Here is an 11,430-nt window from a genome sequence, read left to right on the forward strand (position 1 = left end):
TGGCCCGTGCTTAGGGGCACTGCTCCGGCTTACGCCGGAAAGGTCGGCTTCCTGGCAAATCCCGCTTGCGCGCAGTGCGCTCTCCGGCTAGCTCGTCTCATCCGTTTTCCCCGTGAGGGATGGCGGACAAGATCGCGCCGGTGCCTCGAAAGAGGCTTAAAATGGGAACACGGTGAGAGGGTTGCGATCCTCGAATCCGAGGCTGTCCCTGCAACTGTAAGCGGTGAGCGAGATACACATCACGCGGCAGGGCAAGGGCCCCTGCCGTAGCCACTGGGCCGGACGCTAAATCCTGCGAGGCCTGGGAAGGCCGTGTATCAAGCTATGACCCGCGAGCCAGGAGACCTGCCTGCGTCCGGTCGCTCTTGCTTTGGTCCAGGGGATGGCCAGGGCACGGTGTTTCTCCGTCTGAGCGACGAACCAGCGGCAGGGGCCGCACGGTGCGCTGAGCGGTCGTCCCTTCGTTATGGGCGCCCGGCCGGTCGGTGCGCCGGCCGTTCGTGAACGGCAGACCCCTGCTCCGGATCGCATGGCGCTCGACAGGGGGATAAGATGAAGTTCGCTACAATTTCGCACACGGCGCTTGCCGTGGCGCTTGGTCTTGCCTGGAGCACGCAGGTTTGTGCCGAGGAAACCGGTGAAGATCAGGCCATCGTTGTCACCGGCACCAGCCTTGAAGAAACGCTGCCGCAAGAGCTTTCCCGCTACGGCAACGACGTGGTGACCGTCAGCGAAACGCAGATCAAGGGCAGCGGCGCGGTAGACGTGGTCAAGGCGCTGGAATCAGTACCTGGGCTCTACATTCGCGCCCGTAACGGGCCGTTCACCTACGTCGATGTGTCGCTGCAGGGTTCGCGCACGCAGGACGTGCTCTGGACGATGGACGGCATCCGCCTCAACAACCGCCTCTATGGCGGAACATCGCCCAACGACACGCTTGCTGCCAGCATGATCGAGCGTATCGAAGTGCTGCGCGGCGGGGAAAGCCTGTTCTACGGCACGCAGGCTTCGGCGGGTGTCATCAACGTGGTGACGCGCGGCTTTACCGACGATTTTAACGGCCAGGTCAATGCCTCCGTGGATTCCTGGGGCGGCACCACGGTAGATGGCTACTTGCGCGGCGCGGCAGGCAACCACCGCTTCGTGGCCTATGCTTCGCATAACCGGTCGGAAGGCTACACGCCTTACAGCGCCTATCAGCCCAGCCTCACCGATCGCCACCTCGGCTACGACTTGTGGTCGGCTGGTCTCAAGTACCAGTACGACCTCGCCCCCGATCTGGTGCTCAATGCCCAGTACCAGCACACCAAGGCCAACCTCGACAACCTCTCGCCCACGCGCATCCGCGAGAGCCGCAACGATCGCAACGAGGAAATCGCCAGCGTCCGCCTCGATTACACCGGCAGCGACGCCGTGCAGTTCTTCCTCAAGGGCTATTTCCATGACTGGAAGACGGCCTACGTCCAGATCCGCAATTCGCTTCCCGACCTGCAACCGCAAGTGATCTACCCGGCAGGCACGTTCTGGGGCTATCGCGATTGGGGCGGCAGCGCGGTGGTCAAGCTGCATCTCCATCCCGGCCTCGAGTACCTGCTGGGCTATGATTTCCAGAACTTCAGCGGGCGTGATGACGTGCTGCTGATCGCGCCGACCAGCGAGCAGGTCCATGCCGGAATCTTCCAGGTCCGTACCACCGACGAGATTTCCTCGAAGGGCCGCCTTGCCGCGGGCCTGCGCTACAACCGCACGGACGGGGCGAAGAAGACGATCTGGAACCTGTCCGGCCGCTACGACTTTGCCGACGCGCTCTATGTCGAGGCGAACGGCGGCACCTCCTTCGTACTTCCCGACGCCTCGCAGCTTTATGGCAACGACCCCTGCTGCGAGATCGGCAACCCGAACCTGAGCCCGGAGCAGAGCCTCAACCTCAACCTTTCCGCGGGCGGAATTTTCCCGGCAGGCGCGGTCACGCTGGGCTGGAAAGCGACCTACTTCAATCGCCGCATCACCAACATGATCGACTACGATTACGACAACCCGGCCTATCCAAACGGCACTTACGCCAACCTCGACGGCAAGGTCCGCTCGCAGGGCGGCGAATTCGAACTGACGGCGCAGATGGCCGGGGGCTGGAGCCTCAATGCCAGCTATACCTACGCCCGCGTGCGCGAGAGGGGATCGTCCACCCAGCTTGACCGCAATCCCCGACAATACGCGAAGGGTACCTTTGCCTATGCGCCGGCGGACCTGCCGTTCGGCGCCAATCTCTCGGTCAACTGGATCGGCGACGTATGGTCCACCGCTTCGGGCTTCGGCCGCCGGAACTATGGCAACTACGCGCTGGTGGACGCCGGGGCCTACCTCTACGTCGACGGTGCGGCGCGCCGGAACCGCTTCGGCGTCAATGTCGAGAACCTGTTCAACCGGGAATATGCAACACGGGGCTATCAGTCGGCGGTGACCGACCAGGGCGCGCTGGATGGCAGCAACAGCCGCTTCCTCTACTTCAGCCGGGGCGTGCCGCGCACGCTGCGGATGAGCTACGGCCTGAGCTTCTGAGGCCATGAGCACACTCCAGCCTCGGCCCCATCCTCGAAAGAAGCGCTCGCGCAGCCTGCTACCGCGCCCGATCCTTGTCCTTCATCGCTGGCTCGGCGTCTTCGTCGGCCTGCTGATGACGATCTGGTGCCTCTCGGGCTTCGTGATGATCTATGTGGACTATCCGAGGCTGGAGCCTTCCGCACAAGTGCAGGGCCTTGCCCCACTGCATCTGCCGCCGTCCGCCAGCTTCGACACCGTGGACATGGCACCGGACACGCCGATCTCGTCCGCCCGCGTCGAGATGCTGGCGGGGCGTCCGGTCCTGCGGGTCGTGCCCGGTGAATCCACCGACCGCACGATCCCTCAGATGCGCGCGATCCCTGCCGCCTTCGATCTGACGAGCGGCAAGGCGCTGGCCACGCCGGATCGGCAGGAGATCGGCAGGATCGCGCAGGATTTCGCGAATGGTCACGGCATTGCGGGCGAGCCTCGCGCCCCCGTGGAAACCGGGATCGACCAATGGACCGTGCAAACCTACCGGCGCAACGCGCCGCTCTACCGGGTGGACTTCGCCGACGACGCCGGAACCGAGATCTACATTTCAGGCGGGTCCGGTGAAGTCGTGCAGGAGACGGCGCGCTTCCAGCGCTTTTGGGGCTGGCTGGGCGCGGTGCCACACTGGCTTTATCCCACGATGCTGCGGCAGAACGGCGCGCTGTGGAACGAAGTGGTCGTCTGGACCTCGCTTGCGGGATGTTTTCTCACGGTGACGGGCATCTGGGGCGGCATCGCTCGCGTGCGCCGAAAGCGCGATGGCCGGATCGGGTCGCCCTACAAGGGGCTGTGGTGGTGGCACCATGTCTTCGGGCTGTTCTTCGGACTGCTGACGCTGACCTGGGTGGCAAGCGGCCTCTTCTCCATGAACCCCTGGGGGTTCCTCGACAGCAGGGCTGAATTTGCCGAGCGGGAGAGGCTGGCCGGTTCGATGCCATGGCGCGACGTTCGGAAGGCCCTGTCCGCCTTGCACGATCTTCCGAACGATACCCTGCGGATCGAAACCGCGCCGCTGGGTGGCCGAACATTCCTGATCGTGTCCAGGGCCGACAGCCGGGCGCAGCGCCTCGACGCCAAAGGCAAGGCATCCTTGCTGACGCCGGACGAACTGCGTGCTGCCTTTTCGGGGCAGCCGACCATCGCGTCGTTGGAGCTGCTGTCGCAGGAGGACGCCTACTATTACCGCCACCGCTTCGCCGCACCGCTTCCGGTCTGGCGCGCGGTGCTGGCGGATGGAGAGAAGACGCGGCTCTACATCGATCCCACCAGCGGCCGGATCCTGCGTGCTTTCGACCGCAACGGGCGGGGGTTCCGCTGGTTACAGGATGGCTTGCACAGCCTCGACTTTCCCCTGTTGCGTAAACGCCCGTGGTGGGATTTCATCGTGCTGCCGTTGCTGGCTGCCGTCACGCTGGTCTGCGCGACCGGAACCTGGATGGCCTGGAACAAGGTATACAGAGACATTCGCCGTCTTGCGCGGCATCTGCAAACGACGCCGGGAACACACGCTACGAAGGTGAGAAGCACCGGCCAAGACACGTCGTTCAGGTTCAGCTGCAATTCGGTAAATCGACCGCAGTCATCAGAGAACCGAGATTACGCGCTCTATGTCCGCTTAGTCGGTGGCAACTGACCACTACCCTAGGGTAGGGATGTCAGCTATTCTGTCACCAAAGCTCAAAGCGGGCCGAGCACAGGTGATTTCCCGAGCCCGGTCCTTCATCGTGCTCATCTCTGCGTCTCATGGACGACCGGTTACGGGATCGCCGGCGAGACTGCTGAACGACCTGCACGGACGCATAGCAGCGGTTTCGGCCGTCGACCCATTGTTGCCGTCTAGCGTTTGATTTACGCTTCTCAGGTGCAGACAGTCCGCTTGCAGACACCGCAGGCGGGCTTAGCGGCGAGCGAACAGGTCCATGTTTGCATCCCCCCATGCCTTCAGCGCCTCGATGATCGGCGTCAGGGTGCGCCCACGCTCGGAGAGCCGATACTCCACTTTTGGCGGGACCTGAGCGAATATCTCCCGATCGATCAGTCCATCGACTTCCAGTTCGCGCAGCTGGTTCGTGAGCGTGCGCTGTGTCACGGTCCCGCTACGCCGCCGCAGTTCATTGAACCGCACAGGTCCGTCTTGGAGATGATAGAGGATCACGGCCTTCCACTTGCCGTCGATCAGACTGATGGCAGCCTCCACGGCGCAGCCGGGTGAGCAGTCGAAGCGGGAATGGCGGGCCTTAGACAAAGACGGTATCCTACTTGATACTAGGGGCAATTTTTGTGCGTATGGCGCACAATGCCACCATGCCTAGATGGTGAGGGCAACTGCAAAAGGAAGCATCTCCCATGCGCGCCGTCGCCTATCGTCATCCTGGTCAGATCGACCAGCCCAATGCTCTTCTCGATCTGGAACTGCCCCGCCCTCAGCCGAGCGGCCGCGACCTGCTGGTTGCCGTTCAGGCGGTGTCCGTCAATCCGGTGGACACCAAGGTCCGCGCCGGCGCCGCCCCCTTCAGCGGCCGCGAGGAACGCATATTGGGCTGGGACGCCGCAGGCACCGTCGAGGCTGTCGGGCCGGACGTCACACGGTTCAAGGTTGGCGATGCAGTCTTCTACGCAGGTGATATCGCGCGGGATGGCAGCAACGTCGAATATCAGCTGGTGGACGAGCGCATCGTCGGCCACGCGCCCTCCACTCTGTCGGTCGCCGAAGCGGCCGCCCTGCCCCTGACGGCTATCACCGCCTGGGAAACCTTGTTCGACCGGCTGCGTGTGCAGGATCGGACGGAGGAGAAGCCCGCCACCCTCCTGATCATCGGCGGCGCAGGCGGTGTCGGATCGATCGCGATCCAAATCGCGCGGGCTGGCACCGACCTCACGATCATCGCCACGGCATCGCGTCCGGAAACTGCCGATTGGGTGCGCAGCCTCGGTGCCGATCATGTCATCGACCACAGCGGGCCGATGGCACCGCAGATCGCAGCTCTCGGGCTCGATGCGCCGCGCTTCGTCTTTTCGACCACCCACACCGATCGGCACCTTGCCGACATTGCCGAACTGATCGCGCCGCAGGGCCGCTTTGCATTGATCGACGACCCGGCCAGCCTGGACATCGTCGGTTTCAAGCGCAAGGCGGTGTCCGTCCATTGGGAACTGATGTTCACCCGGTCGCTGTTCGACACATCGGACGTGGCGGAACAGGGCAAGCTCCTCGACGAGGTTGCTGTGCTGGTAGACCAGGGCGCAATCCGCACCACGCTGACGCAAACGCTGTCGCCGATCAATGCGGCAAACCTGATCGCTGCGCATCGCCAGGTCGAAACCGGCTCCACGCGCGGCAAGATCGTGCTGGAGGGTTGGGGCGATGACTGAAACGGACAGCAGTACCGTGGTCCATCTGATCGCGCGCCTCGTCCCACGTCCCGGCAAGGCAGGCGAGCTTGCTGAAGTGATCACCAACCTGTTGCCGCAGGTCCGCGCAGAACCTGGCTGCATCGCCTACCTTGCCCATGAAAGTCACGATGAACCGGGTGTCATCGTCATGATCGAGGCCTGGGCGCACCAGGCCGCGCTGGACGCCCATGCCGCTGCGCCGGCGTTTACCGCCCTGGCTGCCCGGTTCGACTCCCTGTTGGCCAAGCCGCCGACGCTGGAACGGCTGAAGCGCCTCGACTGACCACCCGCCTCAGGCGGTGCGCATCATCCGGCGCAGCGCCTGGGGCGGTTGCCCGTAGTTGCGCATGAACACCTCGCGCATGCGGCGCAGATCGATGAACCCTACCTCGCGCGCCACTGCCTCCAGGCTGTGGCGCGTATCTTCCAGCAGCAGCCGGGCGGCTTCGAGCCGTAGCTGCTCCACCGCCTTGGCCGGCGACTGACCGGTTTCGGCGCGAAATGCCCGGCTGAACTGGCGGGGCGACAATGCCGCCACTTCCGCGAGCTCCTCTACCGTCAGCGGATTGCCGAGATGGCTGCGGGCGTGGACCAGAGCTTTCTGGATACGATCACTGCTGGGCGCCAGATCCAGCATTTCCGAATGCTGCGACTGCCCGCCCGCCCGGCGATGATGCATCACCAGCCGCCGGGCGACCGATCGGGCGACCTCCTGCCCGAGATCCTTCTCGACCATCGCCACCACGACATCCAGCCCGGCCGTCAGGCCGGCCGAGGTCCACACTTTTCCTTCGTTGATGAAGATGCGATCGTCCTCGACCCGGATGCCGGGGAAACCGTCGCGCATCAGCCTTGCGTAGGCCCAGTGCGTCGTCGCGCGCCGACCATCGAGCAGCCCCATCTGCGCAAGCAGGAAAGCACCGGTGCACAAGCCCGCTACCCGCCTCGCCGGCTCGGCCGCAGCATGGAGCGCCACCAGTGTCGCTGCCCCCTGAAGGGGCGGTGGCGTCAGCCCGGCCATCAGCAGCAGGGTATCGACAGTTCCGGCGTCGCGAAGCGGCACGGTCGGCACGGCAAAGCCGCTCGACGACGCGACTGGCCCACCCTCCACCGAATAGATGCCCAGCGTGTAGAAAGCTTCTTCCACGACGACGTTGGCCAGTTCGAACGCGGCTTGCGCCCCGAGTGCCAGAAACTGGAAGCCCGGCGTCAAGACCATCGCGACGTGCGGCATCGCTTCATCTCCATATGTCCTAAATCATGTCGTTATACGTCATTTAAGCCACTGTCCATTCGGCTCATAAAGCGGGTGTCGAAAGTCACCGACCGCTTCTTGAAAAGGAATTCTCAATGACCCTTGGAACCGCACTCATCACCGGCGCCTCCAGCGGGATCGGCGCCATCTACGCCGATCGTCTGGCCCGCCGCGGTCACGATCTGATCCTGGTCGCCCGCAATCGGGAGAAGCTGCAGAAGTTGGCTTCTCGCCTGTCCGATCAAACCGGGCGTTCCGTGGAGGTGATCGCCGCCGATCTGGGCGATGCCGAAGACCTTGCCTCCGTCGAAGCCGTGCTGCGCCGGGATGCCAGCATCACCATGCTTGTCAACAACGCCGGGATCGGCACGCATACCAGCCTGCTCGATAGCGATGTGGACCTCATGGAAGCGATGGTCCGCCTCAACGTCACTGCGCCCATGCGGCTCGCCTACGCAGCAGCACCAGGGTTCGTGGCACGCGGCAGGGGCGCGATCATCAACATCGCCTCGATCGTCGCCATCGTTCCCGAAGTGTTGAACGGTGTCTACGGCGGCTCCAAGGCTTTCGTTCAGGCCTTCAGCCTCTCGCTGCACAAGGAGCTGGCGGACAAGGGTATCCGCGTCCAGTCGGTCCTGCCCGGCGCCACCGCAACCGACTTCTGGGAGACCGGCGGTCTGCCCATCGAGAACCTGCCCGGCGAGATCGTGATGCCCGCCGAGGACATGGTGGACGCCGCGCTGGTCGGGTTCGACCGGGGCGAGACCAGCACGATCCCCGCACTTTCCGACATCGGCTTGTGGGACGCATTCGAAGCCGCCCGTGCCGCCCTCGGCCCGCACTTGTCCGCTAGCGCCCCCGCCGCCCGCTTCGGCCTTGCCGACCGCGCAGCCGCCTGAACTCGAAAAGGAACACGATCATGTCGACCATAGCTCCTCTTGCCGAGGCCGATGCCACGGCCGATACCGCAGCGATCTTCCGGGAGGCAAAGGCCCGCATGGGCAAGGTGCCCAATCTCCTGCGCGTCATGGCCCAGGCGCCCGCCGTTCTCGACGTCTATTGGGACGGACGCAATGCGCTGGCCGAGGGGACGCTCCCCGCCAAGGTTCAGGAACAGATCGCCATTGCCGTCGCGGCGGCCAACGGATGCGATTACTGCCTTGCCGCGCACACCGGCGCGGGGCGGGCGGCGGGGCTGACCGCCACCGACCTTGCCGATGCGCAGCTCGGCCGAGCCAGTGACGGCCATGCAGCGGCGGTCCTTGCGTTTGCGCTCGCCGTCAATGCCGATCACGGCCAGACCGGTTCGCTAGCCTTGGAGCAGGCCCGCTCCTCGGGTCTGACGGACGCCGAGATTCTGGAAGTGATCGCTCATGTCGCGGTCAGCATTCTCACCAACAGCATCAACAACATCGTCGGCACCAGCCTCGACTTTCCGCGCATCGCTCGCGTCCAGGCGACGGCCGCATAGTCGAACATACGAACAGAAGGACCAAAGTCATGAAACTTACCGGCAACACCATCTTCATCACCGGTGGGACCAGCGGCATCGGTCGTGCACTTGCCCAAGCGCTGCACGAGCGCGGCAATCGGGTGATCATCTCCGGTCGCCGCCGCGCCTTGCTCGACGAGGTAACCGCCGCTCATCCGGGAATGGCCGCGATCCAGCTCGACATCACGGACCCTGCCAGCATTGCGCAAGCTGCCGAAACGATCAGGCGCGATTTTCCGGAGACCAACGTGCTGCTGAACAATGCCGGCATCATGCCGTTCGATGATGCAGCAGGGGAAATCGACGATGTCATGGCGCAGGGACTTCTCACCACCAATCTGCTCGGGCCGATACGCATGACGTCCGCGCTGATCGAGCATCTCAAAACCAAGTCGGATGCGACCATCCTCTACACCAGCAGCGTACTCGCCTTTGTGCCGCTCGCGACCAACGCCATCTATTCCGCGACCAAGGCGGCGCTGCATTCTTACACTTTGTCGCAGCGCTTTCAGCTCTGCAATACCAGCGTCAAGGTTCAGGAGATCGCCCCGCCATGGGTCGACACGGATCTCATCTACAGGAGCGGAGACCCGCGGGCGATGCCGCTGGGCGACTTCATCGAACAGACCATGTTGGCACTGGCCAGCGATGACCCGGAAATCTTGGTCGATGCTGTAAAGCCGCTGCGCGACAATCCAGGAGCGCAGGAACATGCGCTGGTCACCGCCTTCAACCAGAGCGTGGCGGACAATCCAATCCCAGTCGCCGTTTGAAAATCAAGAAGCGGGGTCACCGCTGACCCCGCTTCTTGCGTCGACCCTTAGGAGACTCTCACGTATCAAATCCGGTACCTCGGGTGCAGACAGTCCGATTCCGGAAGCGCGACCAAGACACGCTCCTCCACTCCGGTATCACCTCCGCTCGGTATTTCGTCACACTTGCCATCGAATGGAGGCCCAATTAAGCCAATTTGATGGATAGTAGCCAGCCGCATGCCATCATTTTAGCGCACCCCAATGATCAAGCATTTGCTATTACCCTTTCACAACTCTTGCATACCGATGCCCCCCGCGTTTCCCTTCAAGTCAATAGTGCGCTGGGGTCGGCACCGGTCATCCAGAAGGTGCATGGCCCCTTCATTCTAGTTGTTTCAGAAAGCCTCTTGGCCGACCCCATCTATTCCCAGGTGGCGCAGACTTTCCACAACGCGGCACGCGAAGGTCGTCTCCTGTCGGTCAGCCTCCACCCCTTCCCTCAAAAACTCGACTTCCCGAAACGCGTCTATGTCCAGATGAGCGAAGTCGCCCCGGGCTCAAATCCCGCAGCGATCGAACGCGTCGAAAAGTGGCTGAAAATGTCTTTGCAAATTCCTCCGGCTGGGCAACCAGCCAGTTCGCTTATGATGCAGCCCGTTCGAAATTTAGCGCTTCCCACCCGCACAAAGACCCTACTTTCGCGAATGGGAATAGAGCTGATTGGCGAGCTCGTACAACGAAGAGAGGTCGATCTGCTGAGGACTTACGGTTTTGGCCGTGAGTCGCTCTACGACGTTTACGGGGCTTTGGCCGATCATGATCTCCGGCTTGGAATGGATCCAAGTTCGTGGGATTCTACTAGCGCCTCAGCAGGCACTGCCAGACCAGCAATTGCGACCGAAGCCGCCCAACTCGAACAGCTCAGCGGCGGTGCCAATTTTGAGGTCGAAGGCGATCAATTCGCCATAGTAGAGGCGCATAGCGAAGATGACCGTAGTACAGCCCTTAAACCGCTCGTCACCCAGCTTCAGGAAGCGCTTGTCGTAAAGGCACTGCGTTTCGCGGGGCTGGCGCGACGCTTGGATAACCAGCCAGGCTGGGCAGGCATTGCCGAAGCAGCCGATAGAATCTCTACCCTCCTTGGGCGCCCCTCTCATGAAATTGCTGATGTGTTGGGCCATCTTTATGCACAAACTTTGGAACTGGGCTCGTTTCTCGAGCTCGACCAGAGGCTGCGTAGCGAAAATTCGGAGTCGGCCGGCTCACCCCTCGACCCGGAAATGCGACGACCCCTTGAAGACTTGATTCGTAACTTAGCTCCGTGGCTGAGATCCTTCCCCAGCATTCGTGAGTTGGATGAACAGGCCAGCAACTTTCTTATCCACCATGCTGATCTCCAGCCAACCGTCGAGGTTCTCGAGAGTGCATCAGGGTACGATCTAATCTCGAGTGATACCGCTGATGTGATCCGTGGCCTCGTCGATGCTGCGAATCGAGGAGATTTCCAAGGCGGAAAAGCTGGGGGAATTGCCAAACGGTCGATGATCAATTTGGTGGTTGTAACTACCGTCACGATGGCCGTCGGAATGTTCACCAGCGCGGTAAGCGGCGATTGGGGAGCGACCTCTCCACTTGTGAATCACTGCGCAGGCTTTCTGACGCGTGCAGAAAATGAAATCGGTAAGCTCATAGCCGAGATGCCGGACCTGCGGTACACAATCGAAGCATTCGCAAAGGAGATTGCCAATCACCCGCCCCTGCCCCCAACGGCGCCGAAACAAGAGGCAGCACCCGGTGCACAGCGACGGCGGGGCGAAGACTAAACGGGATTTTTCCCGAGGCATCTGACCTGCCCCCCGAAAGGTCCCTCATTTTGATGTAGAGTCTGCCACTGTAAGGAGCAGACGCATGAGGAAGAGCCGTTTTACCGAGGCGCAGAT

General features: G+C 62.6%; 10 protein-coding genes and 1 riboswitch. Of the genes, 8 read left to right on the forward strand and 2 right to left on the reverse strand.

What is annotated here, in order from left to right:
• Positions 1–121 precede the first annotated feature (121 nt).
• Positions 122–367, forward strand: a riboswitch (cobalamin riboswitch).
• A 185-nt stretch (positions 368–552) separates the two neighbouring features.
• Positions 553–2,559: a TonB-dependent receptor plug domain-containing protein gene (locus GGR40_RS21895; RefSeq protein ID WP_429278384.1), complete on the forward strand. Its 2,007-nt coding sequence runs from the start codon at positions 553–555 to the stop codon at positions 2,557–2,559.
• A 4-nt stretch (positions 2,560–2,563) separates the two neighbouring features.
• A complete protein-coding gene (locus GGR40_RS21900) occupies positions 2,564–4,228 on the forward strand; it encodes a PepSY domain-containing protein (RefSeq protein ID WP_429278385.1) in 1,665 nt (554 codons plus the stop codon).
• A 264-nt stretch (positions 4,229–4,492) separates the two neighbouring features.
• Here GGR40_RS21900 and GGR40_RS21905 read toward each other — a convergent pair whose 3' ends face one another.
• A complete protein-coding gene (locus tag GGR40_RS21905; protein ID WP_429278386.1) occupies positions 4,493–4,840 on the reverse strand; it encodes a winged helix-turn-helix transcriptional regulator in 348 nt (115 codons plus the stop codon).
• 101 nt (positions 4,841–4,941) lie between these two features.
• Here GGR40_RS21905 and GGR40_RS21910 point away from each other — a divergent pair, with 101 nt between their 5' ends.
• Both GGR40_RS21910 and GGR40_RS21915 read left to right on the forward strand, forming a co-directional pair.
• On the forward strand, positions 4,942–5,967 hold the full coding sequence (locus GGR40_RS21910; RefSeq protein ID WP_429278387.1) for a zinc-binding alcohol dehydrogenase family protein: 1,026 nt from the start codon (positions 4,942–4,944) through the stop codon (positions 5,965–5,967).
• The gene (locus tag GGR40_RS21915; RefSeq protein ID WP_429278388.1) at positions 5,960–6,271 is read left to right on the forward strand and encodes a putative quinol monooxygenase; all 312 of its coding nucleotides are present in this window, start codon (positions 5,960–5,962) and stop codon (positions 6,269–6,271) included. The genes GGR40_RS21910 and GGR40_RS21915 overlap by 8 nt, the downstream gene beginning before the upstream one ends.
• Positions 6,272–6,280: 9 nt before the next feature.
• Here the strand turns inward: GGR40_RS21915 and GGR40_RS21920 are convergent, their stop codons facing one another.
• Positions 6,281–7,222, reverse strand: a complete 942-nt coding sequence (locus GGR40_RS21920; RefSeq protein ID WP_429278389.1) for a GlxA family transcriptional regulator — start codon at positions 7,220–7,222, stop codon at positions 6,281–6,283.
• A 116-nt stretch (positions 7,223–7,338) separates the two neighbouring features.
• Here GGR40_RS21920 and GGR40_RS21925 point away from each other — a divergent pair, with 116 nt between their 5' ends.
• From GGR40_RS21925 to GGR40_RS21940, 4 genes are all read left to right on the forward strand, one after another.
• Entirely contained in the window at positions 7,339–8,142 is an 804-nt protein-coding gene (locus tag GGR40_RS21925; protein WP_429278390.1) for an SDR family NAD(P)-dependent oxidoreductase, read from the forward strand.
• Positions 8,143–8,162: 20 nt separating this feature from the next.
• A complete protein-coding gene (locus GGR40_RS21930) occupies positions 8,163–8,714 on the forward strand; it encodes a carboxymuconolactone decarboxylase family protein (RefSeq protein ID WP_429278391.1) in 552 nt (183 codons plus the stop codon).
• Between the two features lie 29 nt (positions 8,715–8,743).
• Positions 8,744–9,508, forward strand: a complete 765-nt coding sequence (locus GGR40_RS21935; protein ID WP_429278392.1) for an SDR family oxidoreductase — start codon at positions 8,744–8,746, stop codon at positions 9,506–9,508.
• Positions 9,509–9,708: 200 nt separating this feature from the next.
• Entirely contained in the window at positions 9,709–11,313 is a 1,605-nt protein-coding gene (locus tag GGR40_RS21940) for a DNA-directed RNA polymerase subunit alpha C-terminal domain-containing protein (protein WP_429278393.1), read from the forward strand.
• The last annotated feature ends 117 nt before the right edge of the window (positions 11,314–11,430 follow it).

It is taken from the genome of Novosphingobium gossypii (assembly GCF_050433305.1).
Lineage (GTDB): Bacteria > Pseudomonadota > Alphaproteobacteria > Sphingomonadales > Sphingomonadaceae > Novosphingobium > Novosphingobium gossypii.